Source organism: Streptomyces aurantiaciflavus, from assembly GCF_049808595.1.
Classification (GTDB): domain Bacteria; phylum Actinomycetota; class Actinomycetes; order Streptomycetales; family Streptomycetaceae; genus Streptomyces.
Genome location: NZ_JBNCAQ010000031.1, coordinates 58,919 through 83,824 on the forward strand (window position 1 = coordinate 58,919; position 24,906 = coordinate 83,824).

The 24,906-nt window shown below is 71.4% G+C and carries 22 protein-coding genes; 1 reads left to right on the forward strand and 21 read right to left on the reverse strand.

Annotation, left to right across the window (positions count from 1 at the left end; all coding sequences use genetic code 11):
* Positions 1-224: 224 nt before the first annotated feature.
* Positions 225-2,297 (reverse strand): alpha-galactosidase, encoded by a 2,073-nt coding sequence (locus ACPT94_RS31105; protein ID WP_360345837.1) that lies wholly within the window; start codon positions 2,295-2,297, stop codon positions 225-227.
* Between the two features lie 222 nt (positions 2,298-2,519).
* Here ACPT94_RS31105 and ACPT94_RS31110 point away from each other — a divergent pair, with 222 nt between their 5' ends.
* On the forward strand, positions 2,520-3,317 hold the full coding sequence (locus tag ACPT94_RS31110; protein WP_360345839.1) for a tyrosine-protein phosphatase: 798 nt from the start codon (positions 2,520-2,522) through the stop codon (positions 3,315-3,317).
* A gap of 13 nt (positions 3,318-3,330) precedes the next feature.
* Here ACPT94_RS31110 and ACPT94_RS31115 read toward each other — a convergent pair whose 3' ends face one another.
* The 20 genes from ACPT94_RS31115 to ACPT94_RS31210 form a co-directional block, all read right to left on the reverse strand.
* Positions 3,331-3,453 carry a DUF6126 family protein gene (locus tag ACPT94_RS31115; protein ID WP_360345841.1) on the reverse strand — a complete coding sequence of 41 codons (123 nt, stop codon included), beginning with the start codon at positions 3,451-3,453 and terminating at the stop codon, positions 3,331-3,333.
* Positions 3,450-4,079 (reverse strand): helix-turn-helix domain-containing protein, encoded by a 630-nt coding sequence (locus tag ACPT94_RS31120; protein ID WP_360345843.1) that lies wholly within the window; start codon positions 4,077-4,079, stop codon positions 3,450-3,452. Before ACPT94_RS31120 ends, ACPT94_RS31115 begins: the two co-directional genes overlap by 4 nt.
* 92 nt (positions 4,080-4,171) lie before the next feature.
* Positions 4,172-5,557, reverse strand: coding sequence for an aspartate aminotransferase family protein (locus ACPT94_RS31125; protein WP_360345845.1), 1,386 nt, complete (start codon positions 5,555-5,557; stop codon positions 4,172-4,174).
* A complete protein-coding gene (gene dxs / locus ACPT94_RS31130; protein ID WP_425247359.1) occupies positions 5,554-7,455 on the reverse strand; it encodes a 1-deoxy-D-xylulose-5-phosphate synthase in 1,902 nt (633 codons plus the stop codon). The genes ACPT94_RS31125 and dxs overlap by 4 nt, the downstream gene beginning before the upstream one ends.
* 28 nt (positions 7,456-7,483) lie before the next feature.
* Positions 7,484-8,641 carry a flavodoxin-dependent (E)-4-hydroxy-3-methylbut-2-enyl-diphosphate synthase gene (ispG, locus tag ACPT94_RS31135; protein WP_360345849.1) on the reverse strand — a complete coding sequence of 386 codons (1,158 nt, stop codon included), beginning with the start codon at positions 8,639-8,641 and terminating at the stop codon, positions 7,484-7,486.
* A 4-nt stretch (positions 8,642-8,645) separates the two neighbouring features.
* Positions 8,646-9,668: an adenosyl-hopene transferase HpnH gene (hpnH, locus tag ACPT94_RS31140; RefSeq protein ID WP_360345851.1), complete on the reverse strand. Its 1,023-nt coding sequence runs from the start codon at positions 9,666-9,668 to the stop codon at positions 8,646-8,648.
* 5 nt (positions 9,669-9,673) lie between these two features.
* A complete protein-coding gene (locus ACPT94_RS31145) occupies positions 9,674-10,315 on the reverse strand; it encodes a 5'-methylthioadenosine/S-adenosylhomocysteine nucleosidase family protein (protein WP_360345853.1) in 642 nt (213 codons plus the stop codon).
* Entirely contained in the window at positions 10,315-12,315 is a 2,001-nt protein-coding gene (gene shc, locus ACPT94_RS31150; RefSeq protein WP_360345855.1) for a squalene--hopene cyclase, read from the reverse strand. Before shc ends, ACPT94_RS31145 begins: the two co-directional genes overlap by 1 nt.
* Before the next feature lie 120 nt (positions 12,316-12,435).
* Positions 12,436-13,503, reverse strand: coding sequence for a polyprenyl synthetase family protein (locus tag ACPT94_RS31155; RefSeq protein ID WP_360345857.1), 1,068 nt, complete (start codon positions 13,501-13,503; stop codon positions 12,436-12,438).
* 65 nt (positions 13,504-13,568) lie between these two features.
* The gene (gene hpnE, locus ACPT94_RS31160; RefSeq protein ID WP_360345859.1) at positions 13,569-15,116 is read right to left on the reverse strand and encodes a hydroxysqualene dehydroxylase HpnE; all 1,548 of its coding nucleotides are present in this window, start codon (positions 15,114-15,116) and stop codon (positions 13,569-13,571) included.
* Positions 15,113-15,262 carry a DUF6380 family protein gene (locus ACPT94_RS31165; RefSeq protein WP_360345861.1) on the reverse strand — a complete coding sequence of 50 codons (150 nt, stop codon included), beginning with the start codon at positions 15,260-15,262 and terminating at the stop codon, positions 15,113-15,115. The genes hpnE and ACPT94_RS31165 overlap by 4 nt, the downstream gene beginning before the upstream one ends.
* Entirely contained in the window at positions 15,262-16,212 is a 951-nt protein-coding gene (gene hpnD, locus ACPT94_RS31170; protein ID WP_360345863.1) for a presqualene diphosphate synthase HpnD, read from the reverse strand. Before hpnD ends, ACPT94_RS31165 begins: the two co-directional genes overlap by 1 nt.
* On the reverse strand, positions 16,209-17,111 hold the full coding sequence (gene hpnC / locus ACPT94_RS31175) for a squalene synthase HpnC (RefSeq protein ID WP_360345865.1): 903 nt from the start codon (positions 17,109-17,111) through the stop codon (positions 16,209-16,211). Before hpnC ends, hpnD begins: the two co-directional genes overlap by 4 nt.
* Positions 17,112-17,470: 359 nt before the next feature.
* Complete coding sequence (locus ACPT94_RS31180) at positions 17,471-18,250, reverse strand: ABC transporter ATP-binding protein (protein WP_360345867.1); 780 nt, start codon at positions 18,248-18,250, stop codon at positions 17,471-17,473.
* Positions 18,243-19,172 carry an ABC transporter permease gene (locus ACPT94_RS31185; RefSeq protein ID WP_360345869.1) on the reverse strand — a complete coding sequence of 310 codons (930 nt, stop codon included), beginning with the start codon at positions 19,170-19,172 and terminating at the stop codon, positions 18,243-18,245. The genes ACPT94_RS31180 and ACPT94_RS31185 overlap by 8 nt, the downstream gene beginning before the upstream one ends.
* Positions 19,173-19,269: 97 nt before the next feature.
* On the reverse strand, positions 19,270-20,166 hold the full coding sequence (locus tag ACPT94_RS31190) for a glycosyltransferase family 2 protein (protein WP_360345871.1): 897 nt from the start codon (positions 20,164-20,166) through the stop codon (positions 19,270-19,272).
* A 5-nt stretch (positions 20,167-20,171) separates the two neighbouring features.
* Entirely contained in the window at positions 20,172-20,951 is a 780-nt protein-coding gene (locus ACPT94_RS31195) for a CDP-alcohol phosphatidyltransferase family protein (RefSeq protein ID WP_360345873.1), read from the reverse strand.
* Positions 20,929-21,990 (reverse strand): iron-containing alcohol dehydrogenase family protein, encoded by a 1,062-nt coding sequence (locus ACPT94_RS31200; protein ID WP_360345875.1) that lies wholly within the window; start codon positions 21,988-21,990, stop codon positions 20,929-20,931. Before ACPT94_RS31200 ends, ACPT94_RS31195 begins: the two co-directional genes overlap by 23 nt.
* Complete coding sequence (locus ACPT94_RS31205) at positions 21,978-22,730, reverse strand: phosphocholine cytidylyltransferase family protein (protein ID WP_360345877.1); 753 nt, start codon at positions 22,728-22,730, stop codon at positions 21,978-21,980. Before ACPT94_RS31205 ends, ACPT94_RS31200 begins: the two co-directional genes overlap by 13 nt.
* Positions 22,727-24,556 carry a DUF5941 domain-containing protein gene (locus ACPT94_RS31210; RefSeq protein ID WP_360345879.1) on the reverse strand — a complete coding sequence of 610 codons (1,830 nt, stop codon included), beginning with the start codon at positions 24,554-24,556 and terminating at the stop codon, positions 22,727-22,729. The genes ACPT94_RS31205 and ACPT94_RS31210 overlap by 4 nt, the downstream gene beginning before the upstream one ends.
* Positions 24,557-24,906: the final 350 nt, after the last annotated feature.

Consider the following 24,906-nt stretch of genomic DNA (forward strand, 5'->3'; position numbering starts at 1 on the left):
GTTGCGCTGTTCACGCCTTTCTCTTGATCCGCTGCGAGAATTCCCCGTCACGCTCCGTGCATCAAAAGGGCCGCTTTCCATGGAACGCCCTTGAAAAGCGCCATAATTACGTGAACATGACGGGCGACGCACGGTCACGAATATGACGCTCCTCACGTGACAGCCCTCCAGGATCCTTTATTCCGGAGCGAGTTGGAATGAAGGATCCAATTCGGACAGAAACCTCAGATGCGACGCAGACGGATAACCGCCGCATCAAGGTCGCCCCGCAGTCCGGTGCGCAACCCGTGGTGCAACAGCACCGCCCCCCGGTACGCTTCGCCCGTTTCGAGGCATTCGTACGATGCCGTCGGGTCGAGGCCGCGCAGCCGCAGCGCCGGAACCGGCTCGCCGTACCGCTGCGCCTGGAGCCAGGCGAGGACGACGGCCTCGTCCCCGCGCACGTACTGCACCGCGCTGAGCCCGCCCTCCGGGGCCCGCAGCCGGTAGAGGTCGCCGTGCTGCACCAGGGGCCGGATCTCCTTGTAGAGCTCCACCCAGCGCCCGGCCTCGTCGAGTTCCTCCTCGGTCCACTCGGCGAGGTCGCCGCCGACGCCGAGCACCCCCGCCATGGCGCTGACGAACCGGAAGCGCAGCGAGCTGACCCGCCCGTTGAGCTGGGTGTTGGGGCTGTCGGTGACCCAGGCGGCCATGACCCGTGCGGGGTGGATCTGGCTGAAGCCGTGCTGGATGGCGAGCCGGTCCAGCGGGTCGGTGTTGTCGGAGGTCCACACCTGGTCGGTGCGGCTCATGACCCCGAGGTCGATCCGCCCGCCACCGCCCGAGCAGGACTCGAAGGCCACGCCCGGGTGGGCCGCCCGCAGCCGGTCCAGCAGCGCGTACAGGGCGCGCACATGGTCGACCCAGAGCCGCTGGGCGTAGGAGTCGTCGGGCCAGCCGGCGTCGGTGAAGCAGCGGTTGAAGTCCCACTTGACGTAGTCGATGGGCGCGCTGGACAGGAGCGTGTGGAGCTGCTCCCACAGGTACTCCTGGACGTCCTCGCGCGCGAGGTTGAGTACGAGCTGATTGCGGAATTCCGTCCGCTTTCGTCCCGGCTGGAACTGCACCCAGTCGGGGTGCGCCCGGTACAGGTCGCTGTCCGGGTTGACCATCTCGGGCTCCACCCAGATGCCGAACTGCATGCCGAGCTCGTGCACCTGGTCGGCGAGCGGCTTGAGGCCGTTGGGGAAGCGGTCGGGGTTGGGCCGCCAGTCGCCGAGCCCGGCGTGATCGCCGGTGCGCGCCCCGAACCAGCCGTCGTCGACCACGAACAGCTCGACGCCGATGGCCGCGGCGCGCCGGGCGAGGGTCGCCTGCTGCTCCTCGGAGATGTCGAAGTAGGTGGCCTCCCAGGAGTTGAACAGCACCGGCCGGTCCCGTTCCGCGTCCGGGATCACGTGCGCGCGCTGGTAGGCGTGCCAGGCGCGGCTCGCGCCGCCGAAGCCGCCGTCGGTCCACAGTCCGGCGAAGACGGGCGTGGTGAAGGACTCCCCCACCGCCAGCCGCAGCAGACCCGAGTCGTCGTACCCGGCGCCGCCGGTGATCTGCACGCGCGCGTCGGGGAGTTGGGCCACGGCGATCCGCCAGGAGCCCGACCAGCCGAGGGCGCAGCCGTAGACCTCGCCGTGCTCCTCGGTCGCGTCGGTGTCCAGGGCGACCCAGGGCAGGTGCTGGTGGCCGGTGTGGCCGCGGCGGCTGCCGATGACCTTCTCACCGTAGGTGAGGGGGGCCCGGGTGAGGCGGGACTCGGCGGCCCAGCGGCCGTGCAGCTGGGACAGGCGCCAGTCCTCGCGGTCGGGCAGGGTCCAGGTGGCCGAGTCGGCGCGGAGCAGCTCCAGGGGCTCGTCGCCCTCGTTGCGCAGGGTCGCCCAGCGTTCCACGACGTCGCCGCGCATCCGGTAGTGCAGGGTGATGTCCAGCCCCGCGTCCCGGAAGCGCAGCCGCAGCTCGTCGCCCTCCGTCTCGTGCCCCGCGAAGGTCCACTCGGTGCCGCGCCGCTCGGCGGTGCGCACGGACAGGGCGGGCCGGACGAAGCGGGCGCCGCCCTCGACGGGGTACTCCTCGCGGCCGTCGAGCGGGGACTCGAAGGGCCAGTAGTCCGGCAGCGGGCGCACGGCGAGGGCCTCGGCGTCGGCGAGCGTGAGCCGCGGACCCCAGTGCAGATGCACGAGCTCGTCGGCCTCGGTGACATGGACGGCGTAACTGCTGCCGGGCCCCGAAAGGAGCCAGGTACGACCGTCGGCGGCGGACTCGGGCATCACAAACTCCCACTGATTCGAACAGGTGCGATCAAGCACGCACATCATCAGGGGCGGGTGTGCCGGCGGGCAATTCCTGTGGGCAACTCTTCACCTGGCCGGGAGCCGTCTTCGGGCCTGTGGACAACCCAGGGGCCCGGCACGGCATGTCGTATGGTCAGGGAGGTGTCCCGGCGGCCACGGAGCCGCGCCGACCGGGGCCGACGACTGGGAGGAGCCCCCGTGACGCAGCAGATCCCGTCGACCGAGCCCGAGTTGGCCGCTGTGCGCAACTTCCGCGACGTGGGCGGGCTGCCGACCGCCGACGGACGGCGGGTGCGCCCGGGTGTGCTGTTCCGCAGCGGCCACCTCGCGCACGCGACCGACGAGGACGCCGCGTTCCTCTCGTCCCTGGGGCTGCACACGATCTTCGACTTCCGCAACGCGGCGGACCAGAAGCTGGAGGGTCCGGACGTCGAGCTGCCGGGCGTGCGCAACGTGAACCTGCCGCTGACGGACCCGGCGGACGGCGCCGAGTTCTGGAAGATGGTCCGCGACGGCGACATCGACCAGCTGCGCGAGATCCTCGGCGAGGGCAGGGCCGCCCACCGGATGATCACCTCGTACCGCAGGATCATCAAGGAGCGCACGGCCGAGCACTCCCAGGTGCTGCACGCGCTCGCGGAGGACAGCGTCCCCGCCCTGATGCACTGCGCGGCGGGCAAGGACCGTGCCGGCCTGTCCGTCGCGGTGACGCTGCTCGCCCTGGGCGTGGAGCGCGAGGCGATCCTCGCCGACTACCTGGAGTCCAACGCCAAGCACCGCCGCTACAAGGTCCACCGCGGCGGCGCCTCCGCCGACGCCTACTCCCCCGAGGTCATGGAGTTGCTCAGCCCCCTCTTCGACGCCCGCGCCGAGTACCTCACGGCGGCGCTCGAGACCATCGAGGAGACCTGGGGCGGCGTCGACGCCTACCTGGAACGGGGGCTCGAGCTCGCCCCCGAGACGCGGGAGCGGCTGCGCGAGCGACTGCTCGACTGACGTCCGCGGGCCTCTACTGGTTGGCCCCCACCTCGAAGAGCAGCCAGAGGAACGCCGCGAAGACGTGCCCCACCGCGATGTAGATGATCAGCCGGATCCAGAGACTGCGCGGGAACCGCTCTTCGATGTCGCTCATGGCGTCTCTCCAGGGGTGGGGCCGAGGCACAGCGCGGCCGTCGGGCTCTGCAACAGGGTGTGGACGAACAGGAGCTCGACCCCGTCGGGGTCCGGCGCGGCGAGGCGGTGCGGGGTCAGCGAGTCGAAGTGCGCGCTGTCGCCGGGCCCGAGCAGGTGGGTGGTGTCCCCGAGGCGCAGCCGCAGCCGCCCCCGCAGGACGTGCAGCCACTCCTCCCCCGGGTGGACGCGCACGATGTCGCCCTGGGAGCCGTACGGCACATGGACCCGCAGGGCCTGCATGCCCCGCCCCGGCGCACCGGCCTGCCAGTAGGTCCACCCGCCCGCCCGGGTCGGTTCCATGTCGGCGGCGCGGACGACGGCGTCCCGGTCGGCGACCGTCTCACCGAGCAGCTCCGAGACGGTCGTACCGTAGACACGGGCGAGCGCGAGCAGCATCGGCAGCGAGGGCTGTCGTTGCCCGGTCTCCAGTCGGGAGAGATGGGCGGGCGACAGACCGGCGGCGCGGGCCGCGGCCTCCAGGGTGAGGCCGGCCCGGCGGCGGAGGGAACGCAGCCGGGGGGCGACGACGGGCAGCATGTCACCCGTGTCGGGGCCCCCGGCCGGCTCGGGGTCGGAGGAGCTCATGCCTCCATTGAGCCGAAGCCTTGCCTCTCGGGCAAATTCCTTGCCTCAGAGGCAAAGCCCCTCGGTGGGCCGGCTCGGCCACCGCCGGTGCGTCAGCGGTTGGCCACCGCCTGCTTGATCAGCGTCTTGCCGAAGTCCCACATCAGCCCGCCCCCGCTGTGGGCGTCGTCCATCACCTCGGTGAACGCGTCCACGAACCGGTCGACGTCCGCCTCGTCCACGACCAGCGGCGGGATCAGCTTGATCACCTCCAGGTGGTCGCCGGAAACCTGGGTGAGGATCCGGTGGCGCTGGAGCAGCGGGACGACCACCATCTGGGCGAAGAGCCCCTTGCGCGCGGTCTGCAGCATGGCCCACCGGCTGCGCAGCTTCAGTGACGTCGGCCGGCCGAACTCGATGCCGATCATCAGACCCCGGCCGCGGACGTCCGCGAGCAGCTCGTACTTGTCGACGAGCGCCGCGAGCCGGGACTTCAGCCGCTCCCCGGTGGCGCGGGCGTTCGCCACGATCTGGTCGTTCTCCATGACCGACAGCACCGCGAGGCCCGCGGCCATCGCCTGCGCGTTGGAGCCGAAGCTCGCCGAGTGGACCAGCACCCGGTCGATCGAGGAGAACACCTTCTTGAAGATCCAGTCCTTGCCGAGGGTGGCGCCGACCGGCACATAGCCGCCGGAGAGCGCCTTGGCCACGCACACCAGGTCCGGCTCCACGCCGTCCTCGTGCTGGTAGGCGTAGAAGTCGCCGGTCCGGCCGAGGCCCGTCTGCACCTCGTCGGCGATCAGCAGCGCCTTGTGCCGGTGCAGCAGCTCCTGTGCCGCGCGCAGATGACCGGGCGGGGCCTCGTGCACGCCCTTGCCCTGGATCGGCTCGACGATGAGGGCGGCGACGTCGCCCTTCTTCAGCTCCCTCGCCAGCGCGTCGAGATCGCCGAGGGGTACGGCCGTGTCGGGCAGCAGCGGGGCGAAGCCGTCGCGGAAGCCGTTCTCGCCGTTGACGGAGAGCGATCCGGTGGTGAGGCCGTGGAAGGCGTGGTCGCAGTAGAGGACGCGGGGTTTTCCGGTGGCCCGGCGGGCGAACTTCAGGGCGGTCTCGACCGCCTCCGTGCCGCTGTTGCCGAAGAACACCCGGTCCAGGTGCGGGCTGTGGGCGAGGAGGCGTTCGGCGAGCAGCCCGGGCAGCGGCTGGCAGTCGAAGCGGGTGAGGTCGGCGAGGGAGGCGTCGAGGACGTCGTGCAGCGCCTTGCGGACGACGGGGTGGTGGCGGCCCAGGCCCATCACCCCGAACCCGGCGAGCATGTCCAGGTAGTCGTTGCCGTCCGCGTCCCAGAAGTGGGCGCCCTCGGCGCGCTCGTAGACCTTGTCGAAGCCGATGGTGTGCAGCATGCGCGGGAGCTGGTGGTTGAGGTACTTGCTGTGCAGCTCGTAGCGCTCGGCTCCGCGCTCGGCCAGGAGGGCGCCGAGGTCGAACTCCTTGGTCATTCAGTCTTCTCCTCGCCTGAGCCGGCGGCCTCCCTGACCGCCAGGCTCGCGCTGATCCGTCCGGCGACCTCGACGGGTGTGAGGCCGATGTCGGCGAGCACCTCGGCGCGCTTGGCGTGCGCGAGGAACTGCTCCGGGATGCCGAACCGCCGTACGGGTACGTCGACTTCGGCGTCGCTGAGGGCCAGTGCCACCGCCGAACCGACGCCGGCGGCCCGGCTGTTGTCCTCGACGACGGCCACCAGGCGGTGCGCGGCGGCGAGGCCGGGCAGGGCCGGGTCGACCGGTTTGACCCAACGGGGGTCGACGACCGTGCAGTTGACGCCGCGCGCCTCCAGCAGCTCGGCGGCCTGCAGACACACCGGTGCCATCACGCCGACGGCCACCAGGAGCACGTCGGCCCGGTCGGCGCGGTGCAGGACGTCCATGCCGCCCACGTGGTCGACCGCCGGGATCTCGGGCCCCACGGACTCCTTCGGGAAGCGGACCAGGGTCGGCGCGTCGTCCACGGCGACCGCCTCCCGCAGCTGGGCGCGCAGCTGGTCGGCGTCGCGCGGGGCCGCGATCCTCAGGCCCGGGACGACCTGGAGCACGGACATGTCCCACATGCCGTTGTGGGAGGCGCCGTCGACGCCGGTCACACCGGCCCGGTCCAGCACGAACGTCACACCGCAGCGGTGCAGCGCCACGTCCATCAGCAGCTGGTCGAAGGCGCGGTTGAGGAAGGTGGCGTAGACGGCGACGACGGGATGCAGCCCTCCGGTGGCCAGCCCGGCCGCGCTCACCGCCGCGTGCTGCTCGGCGATGCCCACGTCCCACACCCGGTCCGGGAAGCGTTCGGCGAACTTGCCGAGGCCCACCGGGTGCAGCATGGCCGCGGTGATCGCGACGACGTCGTCGCGCTCCTCGCCGATCCGGACGATCTCGTCGCCGAACACCGACGTCCAGGACGGCCCGCCGGAGGGCACGAGCGGCGCGCAGGTCAGCGGGTCCATCACTCCGACGGTGTGGAAGTGGTCCTCCTCGTGCGCGAGGGCCGGTTCGTAGCCGCGGCCCTTCTCCGTGAGGCAGTGCACCAGCACCGGCCCGTGGAAGCGCTTGGCCCGGCGCAGCGCCGACTCGACGGCCTTGACGTCGTGTCCGTCGATCGGGCCGACGTACTTCAGGCCCAGGTCCTCGAACATGCCCTGCGGGGCGAAGGCGTCCTTGAAGCCCTTCTTCGCGCCGTGCAGGGACTCGTACACGGTGTGCCCGACGACCGGCGTGCGCAGCAGGACGTCCTTGCCCCAGGCCAGGACCTTCTCGTAGCCGTCGGTGGTGCGCAGGGTGGCCAGGTGGTTGGCGAGGCCGCCGATGGTCGGCGCGTACGAGCGTTCGTTGTCGTTGACGACGATGATCAGCGGCCGGTCCTTGGCGGCCGCGATGTTGTTGAGCGCCTCCCAGGCCATGCCGCCGGTGAGGGCGCCGTCGCCGATGACCGCGACGACGTGCCCCTTCTCCCCCTGCACCTGGCGGGCCTTGGCAAGTCCGTCGGCCCAGCCGAGGGCCGTGGAGGCGTGGCTGTTCTCGATGACGTCGTGCTCGGACTCCTCACGCGAGGGATAGCCGGACAGGCCGCCCTTGCCGCGCAGCTTGGAAAAGTCCTGACGCCCCGTCAGAAGCTTGTGGACGTAGCTCTGGTGGCCGGTGTCCCACAGGATGCGGTCCGCGGGTGACTCGAAGACCCGGTGGAGCGCGATGGTCAGTTCCACCACGCCCAGGTTGGGCCCGAGATGCCCGCCGGTCCGGGCGACCGCGTGCACCAGGAACTCCCTGATCTCGTCGGACAGTTCACCGAGTTCCACCTCGGACAGCGCCTTCAGGTCGCGTGGTTGCCGGATGTTCTCCAGGATCGTCACGCTCGGGCCCCCTCTCGGTCCGTGCTGTTCAACTCACGGTGACGGCCGGCTCCCCCGCCGCGACGCCGTCCTGCTCCATCTGCTCGGCGATCTTCATCGCCTCCTCGATGAGGGTCTCGACGATCTTCGACTCGGGTACGGTCTTGATGACCTCGCCCTTCACGAAGATCTGCCCCTTGCCGTTGCCGGAGGCGACTCCCAGGTCGGCCTCCCGCGCCTCGCCCGGGCCGTTGACCACACAGCCCATGACCGCGACCCGCAACGGCACCTCCATGCCCGTCAGGCCGGCCGTGACCTCCTCGGCCAGCTTGTAGACGTCGACCTGGGCGCGCCCGCAGGACGGGCAGGAGACGATCTCCAGCCGCCGCTGCCTGAGGTTCAGCGACTCCAGGATCTGGATGCCGACCTTGACCTCCTCGGCGGGCGGCGCGGACAGGGACACGCGGATCGTGTCGCCGATGCCCTGGCTCAGCAGCGCCCCGAAGGCCACCGCCGACTTGATCGTGCCCTGGAACGCCGGACCGGCCTCCGTCACCCCGAGGTGCAGCGGGTAGTCGCAGGCGGCGGCGAGCTGCCGGTACGCCTCCACCATCACGACCGGGTCGTTGTGCTTGACGGAGATCTTGATGTCGCGGAAGTCGTGCTCCTCGAAGAGGGACGCCTCCCACAGCGCGCTCTCCACGAGCGCCTCCGGGGTCGCCTTCCCGTACTTCTGCAGCAGCCTGCGGTCCAGCGAGCCCGCGTTGACCCCGATCCGGATCGGCGTGCCGTGGTCCTTCGCGGCCCGCGCGATCTCCTTCACCTTGTCGTCGAACTGCTTGATGTTGCCGGGATTGACGCGAACGGCCGCACAGCCGGCCTCGATCGCCGCGAACACGTACTTGGGCTGGAAGTGGATGTCCGCGATCACCGGGATCTGCGCCTTGCGGGCGATGGTCGCGAGGGCGTCCGCGTCGTCCTGCGTGGGGCAGGCGACGCGGACGATCTGGCAGCCGGACGCGGTGAGTTCCGCGATCTGCTGCAGGGTGGCGCCGATGTCCGACGTACGCGTCGTCGTCATCGACTGCACCGACACCGGGGCCCCGCCCCCGACCGCCACCGATCCGACCTGGATCCGCCGCGACGCGCGCCGCTCGGCGATCGGCCGGACCGGGACCTCGGGAACGCCAAGCGAGACGGCGGTCACCGGGTCACTCCCGGTTCCCGGAGACCGTCTCGCGCATGGCGCGCAGCGACTCCTTGAGCGAGCCCATGGTGGCGAGGACGGCGGTGGGCTCGTAGCCGCAGTGCGCCATGCAGTTGGCGCAGCGCGGGTCCTTGCCGCGGCCGTACTTGTCCCAGTCGGTGTCCTCGATGAGTTGGCGGTACGTCGGGACGTAGCCGTCGCTCATCAGGTAGCAGGGGCGCTGCCAGCCGAAGAGGGAGTAGTTCGGGATCGCCCAGGCCGTGCACGGGAAGTCGACCTTGCCCTCGAGGAAGTCGAGGAAGAGCGGGGAGTGGTTGAGGCGCCAGCGGCGCCGGTTGCCGCCCGAGAAGGCCTTCCTGAACAGCTCGCGGGTCTGCTCCACGCCCAGGAAGTGCTCCTGGTCGGGCGCCTTCTCGTAGGCGTAGGCGGGCGAGATCATCATCTCGTCGACCTTGAGGTCGTCGTTGAGGAAGTTCAGCACCTCGATGACGGTCTGCGGGGTGTCGGTGTTGAAGAAGGTCGAGTTGGTGGTGACCCGGAAGCCGCGCCGCTTGGCCTCCTTGATCGCCTCCACGGCCTCGTCGAACACGCCCTCCTTCGCCACCGACTCGTCGTGGCGCTCGCGCAGCCCGTCGATGTGCACGGCGAAGGCGAAGTACGGGGAGGGCCTGAACTTGTCGATCTTCTTGCGCAGCAGCAGGGCGTTGGTGCAGAGGAAGACGTACTTCCGCTTGGCCACCAACTGCCGCACGATCTCGTCGATCTGGGGATGCATCAGCGGCTCGCCGCCGGCGATCGAGACCATGGGCGCACCGGATTCGAGTACCGCCCCGACGGCCTGGGCGACCGGCATGCGCTGCTTGAGCACCCCCGCCGGATGCTGGATCTTGCCGCAGCCCTCGCACTTGAGGTTGCACGCGAAGAGGGGTTCCAGCTCGACGATGAGCGGGAACTTGTCCCGCTTGCGGAGCTTTTGTTCAGCCAAGTAGGTAGCGACCTTGATGGACTGGCGCAGCGGCATGGCCATACGGCTCACCTCCGGGGGAGCAGCACATTACGGTGCCATTCGAAGAATGCAGGCAGGACGGAACGAAGGACGCGGAAAGCCGATATTCCACCGCGCACCGTGCCGATCCGGACGAGTTCATGTTCAGGAGCGTCCACCACCACCCGGACGGCCGCAACCGGGCGTGCCCCCGCGCGGACGGCGCTCAGGAGCGTGGCCGCCGACTCCATGTCGACCGCGATCGCGCCGGTCGCCAGCAGGTCGGACCGCTCCGGACCGCGTACGACATGGTCGGAGCCGGTCAGGGGGCCGGTGTGGACGGTGCGCCCGGGCAGGACGCGCACGAGTTCCTTGACGAGCAGTTCGGTGTCGACGCACGGCACGGTGCCGCGCGGGTCACGGGTCTCCTCGGCGACGACCAGGTCGCCGGGGTGCATGCCGGGGGCGAGCCCCGCGCAGAAGCCGGTGGCCAGGACGGCCGCGCCGCCGAGCACCGGGTCGGCCAGCACCCGGGTGAGGGAGCGCTCGGCCGCCTTGGGCCCCATGCCGGTGCGCAGGAAGGTGACCGGCCCGCCGGCCCCGCCGCGGTCGCCCGTGCGCAGGGCGAGGCGCTCGATGCCGAGCGCGCAGGCGATCAGCAGCGGGGTGGCGGCGGGCTGCGGGCTCATCAGCTCCCCTTGACCTCGGCGGAGGCCCCGAAGGGCTCTCCGTGGACGTACCGGCCGAGGGCGGTGAGCGGGAACACCTGCCGGTAGAGGTGGTAGTTGATGGAGAAGTCCCAGGGGAAGCCGGTGCCGGTGAAGTGGGGCTCGTCCCAGGAGCCGTCCTCCCGCTGGGTCTCGGCGAGCCAGGCGATGCCCCGCTCGACGGCCTTGGAGTCCTTCTCGCCGGCCGCCAGCAGCGCCATCAGCGCCCAGGCCGTCTGGGAGGCGGTCGAGGCGCCCCGGCCGCTCCACCGGCCGGCGTCCTGGTAGGAGCGCAGGTCCTCGCCCCAGCCGCCGTCGTCGTTCTGCACCCGCTCCAGCCAGGCCACCGCCCGGCGGATCGCGGGGTGCCGGCCGGGCAGCCCCGCGGCGGTCAGGGCGGGCACCACCGAGCCGGTGCCGTAGACGTAGTTGACGCCCCAGCGGCCGAACCACGAGCCGTCCGGCTCCTGTTCGGCGAGCAACCACTCGATGCCGCGCCGGGTGCGCGGATCGTGGGAGAGTCCCTCGACGGCGAGCATCTCGACGACGTGCGCGGTGACGTCGGCCGACGGCGGGTCGATGACCTCGCCGAAGTCGCAGAACGGCAGCCGGTCGGGGAACGGGCTGGTGTTGTCGACGTCGAAGGCGCCCCACGCCCCGTTCCGCGACTGCATGCCGAGGTTCCAGCGCACCCCGCGCGCGATCGCCTTCTCCACCCGGTCGGGATCGGGGTGCCTGACGCGGCGCAGCGCGAGGACGACCTCGGCGGTGTCGTCGATGTCGGGGTAGTTGTCGTTGTGGAACTCGAACGCCCAGCCGCCGGGCGGCAGTTGGGGTCGGCGTACGGACCAGTCGCCGGGGCGGACGATCTGCTCCCCGAGCATCCAGTCGGCGGCCCTGACGAGTTGGGGATGGTCGGCGGGCAGTCCCGCGTCCGCGAGCGCGATGGTCGCCAGGCAGGTGTCCCACACTGGCGACTGGCAGGCCTCGATCATCCGGGCCCCGTCCGCACGCCGGACGGCGTACCGGTCCAGCGACTCCAGCCCCGCCCGCATCACGGGGTGTTCGAGGTCGTAGCCGAGCAGGTGCAGGGCGATGACCGAGTACACGGCCGGCGGCTGGATGCCGCCCCAGCAGCCGTCGTTCTCCTGCCGCTCGATGATCCAGCGGGCGGCGGAGTTCATGGCGGCCCGGCGCAGCCGGCGCACCGCGACCGATCGGTAGCCGCGCACGACCTTGTCGAGCCGCTGGAAGAGCCCGTCCCAACTGTTCACCGGGGCAAGGGGCTTGGGCGGACTGGGCTGCGCGGGGTCCGTGTGCAGCTCGTCGAGCGGGAACGGCGCCGGGCGCACCGGGCGCTTCGCCGAGACGATCGTGAGGGGGACGATGGTCTGCCGGGCCCAGCAGCCGAAGTTGTAGATGCTGAGCGGGAACCACTTCGGGAAGTACATCAGTTCCGGCGGGAGTTCGGGCAGGTCCTCCCACTTCCACCAGCCGAACAGGGCGAGCCAGATCCGGGTGAAGACGCGGGAGGCGGCGATGCCGCCCTGGTCGCGGATCCAGGCGGAGGCCCTGGCCATGTGGGGTGCGTCGGGCGCGTCGCCGGCCAGCCGCAGGGCGACGTACGCCTCGATGGTGGTGGAGAGTTCGCCCGGCCCGCCGTAGAAGGTGGCCCAGGTGCCGTCCTCGCGTTGCTCGCCTCTGACGAAGAGGGCGGCGGCCCGGGTCGTCGGCTCGTCGCGGATGCCCAGGAACTGACGGAGCAGCAGGTCCTCGGCGTCCATCGTGACGTTCGTCTCGAGGTCGCCCTTCCACCAGCCCTCGGCGTCCTGCCGGGCGAGCAGGAAGTCGGTCGCGCGCCGCACGGCACGCACGGCGGCTTCTTGTACCCCGGCCGCCACGGGGGTGTCGATGTCGGTGTCGCTGGCCGCGGCAGCGCGGGGCGGCAGGGCCCCGGTGCTTCCGTCGGTCGTCGCTGTCATGGCTTCCCCTTCGTGCAGTGTGCATGTCGTGCGTCTGCTGTGGGTCCGCCGTCGGCCGGTGCCTGACTCGCCTCGCTGCACCGGCCGGCGACTACGCGAGGGCTATTCGACCGATAGGGATCATCTCTTTCGTACGACGACGAAGTCGGCGAGCGCCGCGAACCGGGCCCGCACCTGCTCGGGCATGTCGACGGCGTTCAGGGCTTCGATGGCGATGGTGTGCTGACGGCGTGCCTCCTCGGCGGTCCACTCCCGGCCGCCCGCCTCCTCGATCAGTGCGGCCCGGGCCGCGAACTCCTCCTCGGAGAAGTTCTCGAAGTCACTGCTCTTGGCGTCCGCGGCGAGCATCTCGCCGAGCTGCTCGGAGGCGGAGCCGCCGGCCGCGAGCGCGGCGACGACCGGCAGGGACTTCTTGCGCTGGCGCAGGTCGCTCCAGGTCTGCTTGCCGGTGGCCTCCGGGTCGCCCCAGATGCCGAGGAGGTCGTCGACGGCCTGGAAGGCGAGGCCGAGGTGGTAGCCGTACTTCTCCAGCGTGTCGGCGGTGCGCTCGTCCGCGCCGCCGAGCACGGCGCCGATGGAGCTGGCGCAGGCCAGCAGGGCGCCGGTCTTGTTGCCCTCCATCTCCAGGCACTCCTCGACGCTGACGCGGTCGCGGTGCTCGTAGGAGATGTCCTGCGCCTGACCGTCGATCAGGGCGCGGGTGGCGGTGGTCAGGCGACGGGTGGCGCGGCCGGCGTCGACGGTGCCGAGTTCCAGCAGCACCTCGTTGGCCAGGGCGAACAGGGCGTCGCCGACCAGGATGGCCTGGGCGGGGCCGTGCACCTTCCAGACGGTGTCGCGGTGGCGGCGCTGCTCGTCGCCGTCCATCAGGTCGTCGTGCAGGAGCGAGAAGTTGTGGACCAGCTCCACGGCGACCGCTCCGGGCACCCCCACCTCGGGCGCGGCGCCGGTGACCTCCGCGGAGAGCACCGCGAGCGCGGGGCGGACGGCCTTGCCGCCGTCCCCGTCGGTCGGATTGCCCTGGGCGTCGATCCAGCCGAAGTGGTAGGCGGCGACCGTGTCCATGGGCGGCGCCAGACGGTCGACGGCCGCCCGCAGCACCGGCGTGGCCAGGGTCCGGCCACGCTCCAGGAGCGCGGTCACGTCCACCGCGTCGGAGGCCGTCGAGGCCGGGGGCACAGTGGGCACAGTTTCTCCTCTTGTTGCGGTACCGGAGGGGGTGCGGGGATGTGCCGAGCCGTGCTGATCGACCTTCATCGGGTCCCACCTCGCAGTGAGACGCCGGGTGCCTGCGGCTTCCGGCCGGGGGTCCGGCCCGCAGCGCCCTCCGGAGCGATGCAGTGGGCCGCCTCCTCGAACGCGAAGAGGCGGTGGGGGCGGGGCCGGCCCAGGGCGCTCAGTGCGGCGTCCGCCGCACTCACACCGCTGCGGACCGCACTCTCCATGGTCGCGGGCCACCCTGTGGCGGTCCACGCTCCGGCCAGGTACAGGCCGGGGACTTGGGTGCGGGCGCCGGGCCGCAGGCGCCCGACGCCGGGGGCGGGAGCGAACGTCGCCGTGCGCTCCCGGGTCACGAAGAAGTCCTTCACCTCGGCGCCGCGCGTGCCGGGCAGCAGCCGCCGCAGTTCGCGCAGGTAGCGCTCGCGCAGGACGGCGACGGGCTCGTCGATCTCGTCCCGAGCGGCCGACTGCGACAGCGCGAGGTACTGGCCCGCCCGTCGCCCACCACCACCCTTGTACGGAGGCCCTTCGGGCCCGCCTCCCAATAGCCCGGACGCGTCGGTGCGGTCGAACACCCACTGCACGGGCGTGCCGAGCGCGGCGAGGAAGGGGGCGTCCAGCACCTTGCGGTCGTAGACGACGTGGACGTTGAGGATCGGCGCGGTGCCGATCTCCAGGAGCCGTTCGGGGTCGTCGAGCGCCCCGGCCGGCAGCAGGTCGTACGTCTCGCGCTGCGGTACGGCGAGGACGACGGCGTCCGCGGTGAGCGTCTCGCCAGGGACCTGAACGTTCCAACGCCCGTTCCCGTCAGGAGAGACGGAGGTGACGCGTGTACGGACCTCGGTGCGCACGCCCGCGGAGTCGAGCGCCTTGCGGGCCAGCCCGTCGTGCAGTTCACCCAGCGGGACGCGCGCCCAGCCGATGTCGGCCGCGCCCGGGTCGGACAGCAGACCGGTCTTGAACACCATCGCGGCGAGACTCAGGGAGGCGTCGCCGGCGACCGCGTTGAGGGTGGCGACCCCGACCAGGTCCCAGAGGGCCTCGACGGCACGCGCCGACTGGCCGTGCGCGGTCAGCCAGCTGCCGAAGTCCTGTGCGTCCAGGCTCGGATCGGCGAGGTCGAGCCCCTTGAGCGCGAGCGCGGCCCGGCCCACCCCGGCGCGTTCCGCGAGCGAGAGATGCGGATACGTGGCGAGGCTGCGCCCCAGGTGGAGGGGGACGGGCAGCGCGTCGCGCCGCAGTCGGCCGAGCCGCCGCCCCTCGGGCCTGGCGACGTCGACGACGGGCACGTCGAGACGGTCCTGCAGCGGTGCCAGCGCCGCGCCCTCGATCCGGTCGAGGAACCAGCGGTAGGCGGTGCAGCAGCGCAGGTAGACGTGCTGTCCGTTGTCGACGGTGAGCGCGCCGCGCCGGAAGGAGAAGGCCAGGCCGCCCAGCCGGGGCCGGCCTTCGAGCAGGGTGACGCGTACGCCCGCGTCGGCGAGCGCGAGCGCGGCCGTGACGCCGGCGAGGCCGCCACCGACCACGACGGCGTCCCGCCCGGACGTCTCCGGGGCGTGTGAGAGCAGCTCGTCGCTCATCGTGCACCCTCCCCTGCGCGCCCACCGTGACGCCCGGCCTCGGCCCGGCGGGCCGTCGCAGTCAGGGACGCCGCGCCGCACCGGAGGGTTGCGTGCCGCTTTTCGCCGGTGACATCACCTTGGTCCACTTTGTCGCCCGTGTCCATCAGCTCTGCCTCCTGACGGTCAGCCGGGACACGTGCCGGGCGTCCAGACCGGACAGCCCGCGCACGGCGACGTAGGCCTTCTCCCGGCCGGGCAGCGAGACCCGGCCGCGCAGAACGGCCTCGGGATCGCGCTCGATGCGGTCGAGGAGGCGCCGGTAGATGCCGGCCATCGCCGCGACACAGGCGCCGCTGCGCCGGTCCAGCATGGGCAGCAACCGGTAGCCCTCGGCGAAGAGGGCGCGGGCCCGCCGCACTTCGAAGTGCACGAGGCCCGCGAAGTCGGAGCCCTCCGGCGGCCTCGGCCCGTCGAACCCGGCCGAACAGCCGAACTTCGCGAGGTCGTCGGCGGGCAGATAGGTCCGGCCGCCCGCGGCGTCCTCGCGAACGTCTCTGAGGATGTTGGTGAGTTGCAGCGCGAGCCCCAGCGTGTCGGCGTACTCCGGCGCGCGTTCGGCGCCCCGCGCCCCCGGTTCGGTGCCGAACACGCCGAGCGAGAGCCGGCCGATGGCGCCCGCCACACAGCGGCAGTACACCTTCAGGTCGTCCCAGGTCTCGTAGGTCTCGCCGCGGACGTCCATCAGGACGCCGTCGATCAGCTCGTCCAGGCCGCTCAGCGGGATCGGGAAGGTGCGCGCGGCGTGCGCGAGGGCCACGGCGACGGGGTCGGTGTCGTCCTCCTCGACCTCGCCCGCACGGATCCGGGTGAGCAGCGCCCGGGTGTCCTCGAGCCGGGCGGCCTTGACGTCGCCGTGCAGCGCACCGTCGCCGATGTCGTCGACACGGCGCGAGAACGCGTACAGCGCGGACATCGCCCGCCGCTTCGGCGTGGGCAGAAGCCGGATCCCGTACGCGAAGTTCCGGGCCTGCTGTCCGGTGACGGCCTCGCAGTAGCCGTAGGCGGCGAGTACTGGTGCGGACACGTGTGGCGGAGAGTCCACGGTCCGGATCACCCCTCTCCTCGCAGGGTCACGCCCACCTCGCGCAGCAACCGGAGCTTGCCGGGCTTGGGCGGGCCGGGAAGGACGTCGTACTCGGCGGCGGAGATCGCGTGGATCGCCGCCCTTCCCCCCGCCACGAACCCTGCGAGCAGCAGCCTCAACCTGCCCTGGACGCTACCCACCAGGGGGGCGCCTTCATTCAGGAGGTCGCGGGCGCGTTGCGCTTCGTGGGCGACCAGGGCGCGCACCGACGCGCCCGCGGTCGTCGCGGCGAGGTCCGCCTCCTGGACGTGAAAGCGCTTCATGTCCGCGGCGGGCAGATAGACACGGTCACGGCCGAGGTCCTCGGCCACGTCCTGGAGGTGTTCGACGATCTGCAGGGCGGTGCAGATCGCGTCGGAGCGGCGGACGCGCTCGGGCGTCGCCGCGCCGGTCACGGCGAGGACGAGACGGCCCACGGGGTTGGCGGACAGTTCGCAGTAGGCGAGGAGGTCGTCGTAGGTCTCGTAGCGCGTGACGAGCTGGTCCTGGCGGTTGGCCGCGATCAGACCGAGGAAGGGCGCGGGGGTGAGGGCGCGGCGGCGGACGGTCGGCTGGAGCCGGCGCAGCAGGGGGTGGCGGGGCGTGCCGTCGAAGACCCGGCGCAGGTCGGCCTCGAAGGCGTCCAGCAGGACGAGGCGGTCCTCGGCCTCGGTGGCCGACACGCCGAGCAGGCGGGCGTCGGCGCCGCCCGGGGCCAGGTCGCCGTCACCGATGTCGTCGACGAGGCGGGCGAAGCCGTACACGGCCATGAGGTCGTCGCGCCAGGCGCGGGGGAGGAAGAACGGGGCCACGGGGAAGTTCTCGTCCGCGGCCTTGGCGAGGGTGTCGCGCTCCGGGGCCCCGGTGCGCGACACGGTCGGCGCCGTCATCCTCGGCTGCCCGGAGCAAGGACGGCACATGCAGCGTTGAGCTGGGGAGTTACCGTAGCCATTGCCGTCACATCTCCCGTTCTACACCGACAACCCGATACCCACTATTTCGGACACGCCGCCCAGCCGCCCGCACGGCAGCCCTGTCCGAGGGTGTCGCGCATTATCGCCCCACTTGACGCGTTTCGGGACCGGTACAGCTTACGTTGTACAACGCAGCGTGGTTCGCGGGGGTGTCCCGCAGATCACAACAACACACCGATTGGTGTCAAGATTCCTAAGACGCCCAGGAGTTGACGTTTCCTTTGCAGACGCAGGGCCCCGCCGGGCAGTTCCGGCGGGGCCCTGGGCGACATGCGCTACTTACCGGAGAACTTCTCGTACTCCTTGAGGACCTCGTCGGTCGGGCCGTCCAAGCGCAGTTCGCCGCGCTCGAGCCACAGCACGCGGTCGCAGGTGTCCCGGATCGACTTGTTGCTGTGACTCACCAGGAAGACCGTGCCGGCCTCCTTGCGCAGCTCCCGGATGCGCTGCTCGGAGCGCACCTGGAACCTGCGGTCGCCGGTGGCCAGCGCCTCGTCGATCATCAGGACGTCGTGGTCCTTGGCGGCGGCGATGGAGAAGCGCAGCCGGGCCTGCATACCGGAGGAGTAGGTGCGCATCGGCAGGGTGATGAAGTCGCCCTTCTCGTTGATGCCGGAGAAGTCGACGATCTGCTGGTAGCGGTCCTTGATCTGCTCGCGGGACATGCCCATGGCCAGGCCGCCGAGGATGACGTTGCGCTCGCCGGTGAGGTCGTTCATCAGGGCCGCGTTGACACCGAGCAGCGAGGGCTGGCCGTCGGTGTAGACCTTGCCGCTCTCGGGCGGCAGCAGGCCGGCGATGGCGCGCAGCAGCGTGGACTTGCCGGAGCCGTTGGAGCCGATCAGGCCGATGGCCTCGCCCCGGTAGGCGGTGAAGGAGACACCGCGCACCGCGTGCACCTTGCGCACGCCGCGGTCCTCGCTCCGCTTGACGATGCGGCTCAGGGCGGCGGTGGCGCTGCCCTTGCCGGTCTTGGCGCCGTTGACGCGGTAGACGATGTGGACGTCGTCGGCGATGACGGTGGGGACGCGTCGGCCCGCTGTCTGCTCAGCCACGGCCGTACCTCTCCTCCGCCTTCCAGAAGTACACGAAGCCGCCGAGGGCGAGCAGGACGGCCCAGCCGCCCGCGACCGTCCAGACGTGGTCGGGGAGGTTCTCGGCGCCGTACTCCTCGATGAGGGCGAAGCGCATCAGGTCCATGTAGATCGCGGCCGGGTTCCACTGGAGGATGTTCGCGATCCACTGCGGCTTGTCGGCGAGGAAGACCGGGATGGAGAACATCACGCCGGACGCGTACATCCAGGTGCGCATGACGAACGGCATCAGCTGCGCCAGGTCCGGGGTCTTCGCGCCCGCCCGGGCGAAGACCAGCGCCAGGCCGGAGTTGAAGAGGAACTGCAGCACGAGCACCGGGACGATCAGGGCCCAGGACGCGTCCGGGTAGCTGCCGAAGCCGACCGCCACCAGGAACAGCACGATCATCGAGTACAGCAGCTGCTGGAGCTGCTGCAGGGCGAAGGAGATCGGCAGCGCGGCCCGTGGGAAGTGCAGGGCGCGGACCAGGCCGAGGTTGCCGGAGATCGCGCGGACCCCGCTCATCACGGAACTCTGCGTGAAGGTGAAGACGAACACGCCCGTGACCAGGAACGGGATGTAGACGTCCTTGTCCATCCCGCGGCCCGCGTCGAGGATCAGGCCGAAGATCGCGAAGTACACGCCCGCGTTCAGCAGGGGCGTAGCCACCTGCCACAGCTGGCCCAGCTTGGCCTGGCTGTACTGGGCGGTCAGCTTCGCCGAGGAGAAGGCCAGGATGAAGTGGCGTCGGCCCCAGAGCTGGCGGACGTAGTCCGGCAGGGAAGGCCGGGCGCCGCTCACGGCCAGCCCGTACTTGGCGGCCAGCTGCGCCGCCGTGAGGCCCTCGTCGGGCGACGTGGGCGCGCTCACCGCGACACCACCGTCATGCGTTGTCTCACTCACCAGTAGGAAACTTTCGTCTTCGGGATGCGCAGCCTGGAGGGGTCTGGCATGAGCCGGGGGGCCACGGAACGCTCCGGGGCCCTCGGGGACGAGCTTGTCAGATGACGGGGGGCCGGCCCAGTCGGGTCAGCCGCCACACCGTACGCCACTTCATGGGCCTGCGCGGTCCGCACGGTGTGGTCCACCCTTCCCGGAAGCCGCCGAACCACGCCTTCAGCGCGGACCGCGAGGGGCGGCGCAGCAGCGTGAGCAGCAGCCACACCCCGAGGTAGACGGGGACCAGTGGGAGGGGAAGGTTTCGGCGGGCCAGCCAGACGCGGTTGCGGGCGACCATGCGGTGGTAGACCGCGTGCCGCGAGGGCGCGGTCGTCGGGTGGTGCAGCACCATGTCGGACCGGTAGTCGATCATCCAGCCCGCGTCGAGGGCCCGCCAGGCCAGGTCGGTTTCCTCGTGTGCGTAGAAGAATTCGTCCGGGAGCCCGCCGACTTCGGCGAAGACCTGGGTGCGGACGGCGTTGGCGCCGCCGAGGAAGGTGGTGACCCGGGAGTTGCGCATCGGGTCGGAGGCGCGCAGCCGGGGCACGTGCCGGCGCTGGGTCTCACCGGTGTCCGGGTCGGCGATGCGGAAGCTGATGATGCCGAGCCTCGGGTCGGCCGCGAAGGCCTCGCGGCACAGCTCGGCGGTGTCGTGGCGCGCCAGCAGTCCGTCGTCGTCGAGGAACAGCAGGATGTCGACGTCACGGCCGCTGGGGCCGAAGGCCTCGATGCCGACGTTGCGGCCGCCGGGGATGCCGAGGTTCTCCGGCAGCTCGACGGTCCGGACGGCCGGGGAGAACCGGGCGACGTCGGGGACCGGGGAGCCGTTGCCGACGACGACCACCTCGACCGGGTCGCCGTCCTGCTTGGCGACCGAGTCGATCAGGGCGCGCAGCTCGTCGGGGCGGTTGCCCATCGTGATGACGACCGCGCCGACCTTCAGGGAGGAAGAGGCCATGGCGCTCACCGCAGCCTGCTCGACGCGAGGATGGACACGAGGTGCAGCAGGGTCTGCAGCAGCGCGATGCCGGCCAGCACCGCGACCCCGAGCCGGGAGAAGAACAGGTCGCCGCGCACCTGGTCCACGATCGCGAGGGCCAGGATCAGCAGGGACGCCTCGATGCCCAGGATCAGCCGGTGGAACTTGAGCGCCGAGGCGGCCCGGCGGGCCAGTGCCATGCCGGAGGAGCGGGGCTCGGACGCCGCCTCCTTGACCGGCGGCAGCCCGCCCTGGTGACGGGCGACGCCGACGAGGTCGGTCTCGGCCTTGATCAGGATCGCCCCGAGGGCGGCCAGGGTGCCGAGGAAGGCCCACAGCCAGTCGATGCGCCCGGAGCCCCACAGGTCGGCGGCGCGCAGACCGAAGCCGACGAGCACCGCGGCGTCGGTCAGATAGGCGCCGACGCGGTCCAGGTAGACCCCGCCGAGCGAGTACTGCTTCTTCCAGCGCGCGATCTCGCCGTCGACGCAGTCCAGCAGCAGGTACAGCTGGACGCACACCACGCCGAGCACGGCGCCGGTGATCCCCGGCACCAGCAGGGCCGGGGCCGCGAGCACGCCGAAGACGGTCATCAGGTACGTGAGCTGGTTGGGCGTGACCCTGGTGTTGACCAGGTAGCGGTCGACCCGCAGGGACACCTCACGCATGTAGAGGCGTCCCATCCAGTGCTCACCGCTGCGCCGGTCCTTCACCCCCGGAGGGTGGACGACCGGTCTGAGTTCAGCTACCGATGGCCTTGACATAGTCGGCGTAGATGTCCTTGATCTGTTCGGTCGTGAGGTCGAGGTGTTCGAGGATCGTGTAGCGGCCGGGCCGGGTCCGAGGGGCGAACTCCACGGCGCGGACGAACTCGTCCGCGGTGAAGCCGATCTCCTCCGGCAGCACCGGCAGTCCGTGCCGTCGCAGCACCTCGGCCATGTAGGCCGACTCCTCGTGGGCTCCGCGCAGGTACATCGCGAAGGCCGCGCCCAGGCCGCACTGCTCGCCGTGGGCGGCCGCGCGCCGGGGGAACAGCAGGTCGAAGGCGTGGTTGATCTCGTGGCAGGCGCCGGAGGACGGGCGGGAGTCGCCCGACACCGACATGGCGATGCCGCTGAGGACCAGCGCCTCGGCCAGTACCTGCAGGAAGTCGGTGTCCCCGATGCCGCCCGGGTGCCTGAGGACCGCCTCGCCCGCCTGCCGGGCGATCGCGGCGGCCAGGCCGTCGATCTTCTCGCCCTTGACGCGGTGGGCCAGCTCCCAGTCCGCGATCGCGGAGATGTTGGAGACGGCGTCACCGATGCCGGCGCGCACGAAGCGCACCGGGACCTCCCGGATGACGTCGAGGTCGATGACGACCGCGATCGGGTTCGGCACGCCGTACGAGCCGCGGCCCGCGTCGTTGTCGAGGGTGGCGACCGGGGAGCACAGGCCGTCGTGGGCGAGGTTCGTCGGGACGGCGACCAGCGGGAGGCCGACACGTGCCGCGGCGAACTTCGCGCAGTCGATGATCTTGCCGCCGCCGAGGCCCACGACCGCGTCGTAGTGGCCGGCCTTTATGTCGCCGGCCAGCCGTACGGCGTCGTCGAGGGTGCCGCCGCCCACCTCGTACCAGGTGGCGCCGGGCATCGAGGGGGCGAGCCGCTCGCGCAGCCGGGCGCCCGAGCCGCCGCTGACGGCGACGGCGAGCTTGCCGGAGTGCGAGATGCGTTCGTCCGCGAGGACGTACGCCAGGTCGTCCAGGGCACCCGGGCGGATGTCCACGACGACCGGCGACGGAATGAGCCGGGTCAGTACTGGCACGCGATCTCCCGTCCCCGGGCGAGATCGTCGTGGTTGTCGATCTCGACCCAGTCGACGTCGCCGATCGGCGCCACGTCGATCTGGAAGCCGCGGTCGACCAGCTCCTGGTAGCCGTGCTCGTAGAACTGCTGCGGGTCGGTCTCCCACACGGTCCTGAGCGCGTCCGCGAGCTCCGCGGCGGCGTCGCCCTCGATGAGGGTGACGCCGATGTACTCGCCGGTGGCCTCGGCCGGATCCATCAGCTTGGTGATCTTCTGGACGCCCTTGTCGGGATCGGCGACGACCTTCATCTCCTCGTCCGCCAGCGACTTCACGGTGTCCAGCGCGAGGATGATCCTCTTGCCCTCGCCGCGCGCGGCGAGCAGCGTCTTCTCGACGGAGACCGGGTGGACGGTGTCGCCGTTGGCGAGGATCACCCCGCCCTTGAGGGCGTCACGGCCGCACCACAGGGAGTAGGCGTTGTTCCACTCCTCGGCCTTGTCGTTGTCGATGAGGGTCAGCTTGAGGCCGTACTTCTCCTCCAGGGCCGCCTTGCGCTCGTAGACGGCCTCCTTGCGGTAGCCGACGATGACCGCGACCTCGGTCAGGCCGATCTCGGCGAAGTTGCCGAGGGTCAGGTCCAGGACCGTGGGCTCGCCCTCTATGCCCGCGGGCCCCACCGGCACCAGTGCCTTCGGCAGGGTGTCGGTGTAGGGGCGCAGACGCCGTCCGGCGCCGGCCGCCAGCACGAGGCCGATCATGCGGGTTCTCCTTCGTCGTGTACGGCGGGAGCCCCTGCGGACACCCAGAAGCGGATGCTCTCGGCGAGCACCACGAGGGCGACGGCCACCGCGAGCACCGTGAGCGCGAGCGTGAACTGCTCGGCGGTGAGCAGCGCCGCCAGGACGGCGACCAGCAGGGTCCGTCCTTCCTGCCCCCCGACCGCGCGCACCAGCCAGGCCGGCGGCGCTCCGGCGTTGCCGCGGATGCGGTACACCGTGTCGTAGTGATGGTAGGCGACGGCTGCTACCAGCCCGAAAGCCGCAGGTAGCGCTCCGTTCACATCGGCCTTGGCGGCGAGGAACAGGACGGTGAGGTATTCGGCGGCGCGGAAGAACGGGGGGACCAGCCAGTCGAGGGCGCCCTTGAGCGGGTGCGCGACCGCTTCGGCCGACAGCAGGATGTAGGCGCCGGCCATCAGGACGACCCACCAGCTCGGCCCCCACAGCCATGCTCCGGTCACCACCAGGACGGCGCCGAGGGCGGCACTGAGCGGCGCCAGGTAGGGGGCCTTGCCCCGCACGACCCGGGCCGCCGCTCCCACGAGCGGACCGCTGTCGGCCAGGTCGGCGAGCGCCTTCGCCGCCCGGTCCGTCCGCCGCGCCCTGCGGGTCACCGACCGCAGGACCCGCCCCGCCGTGGTGTAGGTCGCCGCGAAGGCGCAGCCGATCAGCAGCGCGTAGAAGGTGACGCGGGGGGTGGTGGCCGCGGTCAGGACGGCGATCATGGCCCATCGTTCGCCGATGGGCAGCACTATCATCCGGCGCACCCACACCGTCCAGCCGACGCTGTCCAGCTTGTCGGAGAGGGCGGCGGTGGGGCTGGTGTTGGCGGTGGCGTCGTGGTTCGCCTCGTTGAAGGAGAAGTCGACGACGTGCCGGCAGGTCTGCAGGACCATCGCGCCCAGCGCCAGAGCCCAGACGTCGTCGCCGCCGCGGGCCGCACCGAGCGCGAGACCGGCGTAGTAGGCGTACTCCTTGGCCCGGTCGAAGGTGGCGTCCAGCCAGGCGCCGAGCGTGGAGTACTGCAGGGAGTAGCGGGCGAGCTGGCCGTCGGTGCAGTCCAGGACGAAGGAGAAGATCAGCAGGAGGCCGGCGGCGACGAACCCGCCCCGGGTCCCGGTGGCCGCGCACCCGGCCGCGACGAGCGCGGTGATCAGCGAGGCGGTGGTGACCTGGTTGGGGGTGAGGCCCCGGCGGGCGCACCAGCGGGCGAGGTAGCGCGAGTAGGGGCTGATGAAGAAGGTGGTGAAGAAGCCGTCGCGGGACTTCACGGCCGACTTCAGGCGCACGGCCTCGTCGTCGACGGCCGCGACGGCCTGGCGTGCCTCGTTGCGGGCCTGCGGGTCGGCGGGGACCTCGGCGACCAGGCTGCCGAGCTCGGGCCGGTGGACGTCGGCCCCGTCGGCGTCGAGGGCGGTGACGACGCGGTCGGGGAGACTGTCGACGTCCCCCACGCTCGACCTGGCTCGCGCGGGGGCGCCGCCATGGGCCGTACCGCCCGTCGCGGAGTTCTCCCGGGCCATCGCGCGGGTGAGGGCCTGGCGGCCGTCCGGCTGGGCGGTGACGGCGCCCGGGATCGCGGCGAGCGGGAAGCGGGGGTCGACGAGACCGAGGCGCAGCGCGTGCAGGTGGCCCACGAAGCGGGTGTCGACGACGGCCACCCGCTGGTCGCCGGGGACGGCGGCCAGGAGCGTCTCCGCCTCGGCGGCGTCCGCGGCGACCCGCACGTCGAAGCCGAGGGACCGCAGGTCCGGCTCGATCGACGATCCGGGGACCGGCGGACCGGTGAGGATGGCGGTCGGCAACCGAACTCACTCCCTGGGTCCCGACGCGTCCGCGCCGGTCATCTGCATGGTGGGGGCGCCCCTTGGCGGCACCAGGCGGGCGATGTCGGCAGAGGCTATCGGATGCCGTGAAGACCGTGTTCACCGGCCGTTCAGTAGGGATCATGACGGCCCGGAGCACGGCTTGACCAGCCTTTGCCGAGATCATCATCGGTGATTGACCGCCCGGCCCACAAACCGCGTTCCCACAACGCCGTGCGACGCCCCCGCGCGGGAGGTGAGGGTGCCCTGACCTGCGGCTCGTTTCCGCAGGTCAGGGCACATGACAACGGTGTTCAGTGCCGCGTTGCCAATACCCCCCACCCGTAGTT

Bases quoted from the DNA above. Each gene is read 5' to 3' on its own strand.
- ACPT94_RS31105 (WP_360345837.1), bottom strand. From the start codon at position 2,297: ATGCCCGAGTCCGCCGCCGACGGTCGTACCTGGCTCCTTTCGGGGCCC.
- ACPT94_RS31165 (WP_360345861.1), bottom strand. From the start codon at position 15,262: ATGGACACGGGCGACAAAGTGGACCAAGGTGATGTCACCGGCGAAAAG.
- hpnE (WP_360345859.1), bottom strand. From the start codon at position 15,116: ATGAGCGACGAGCTGCTCTCACACGCCCCGGAGACGTCCGGGCGGGAC.
- ACPT94_RS31145 (WP_360345853.1), bottom strand. From the start codon at position 10,315: ATGAGCCCGCAGCCCGCCGCCACCCCGCTGCTGATCGCCTGCGCGCTC.
- ACPT94_RS31125 (WP_360345845.1), bottom strand. From the start codon at position 5,557: ATGACCAAGGAGTTCGACCTCGGCGCCCTCCTGGCCGAGCGCGGAGCC.
- hpnC (WP_360345865.1), bottom strand. From the start codon at position 17,111: ATGACGGCGCCGACCGTGTCGCGCACCGGGGCCCCGGAGCGCGACACC.
- ACPT94_RS31190 (WP_360345871.1), bottom strand. From the start codon at position 20,166: ATGGCCTCTTCCTCCCTGAAGGTCGGCGCGGTCGTCATCACGATGGGC.
- shc (WP_360345855.1), bottom strand. From the start codon at position 12,315: ATGACAGCGACGACCGACGGAAGCACCGGGGCCCTGCCGCCCCGCGCT.
- ACPT94_RS31115 (WP_360345841.1), bottom strand. From the start codon at position 3,453: ATGAGCGACATCGAAGAGCGGTTCCCGCGCAGTCTCTGGATCCGGCTG.
- ACPT94_RS31195 (WP_360345873.1), bottom strand. From the start codon at position 20,951: ATGTCAAGGCCATCGGTAGCTGAACTCAGACCGGTCGTCCACCCTCCG.
- ACPT94_RS31205 (WP_360345877.1), bottom strand. From the start codon at position 22,730: ATGATCGGCCTCGTGCTGGCGGCCGGCGCCGGACGGCGTCTGCGCCCC.
- hpnH (WP_360345851.1), bottom strand. From the start codon at position 9,668: ATGGCCATGCCGCTGCGCCAGTCCATCAAGGTCGCTACCTACTTGGCT.
- ACPT94_RS31120 (WP_360345843.1), bottom strand. From the start codon at position 4,079: ATGAGCTCCTCCGACCCCGAGCCGGCCGGGGGCCCCGACACGGGTGAC.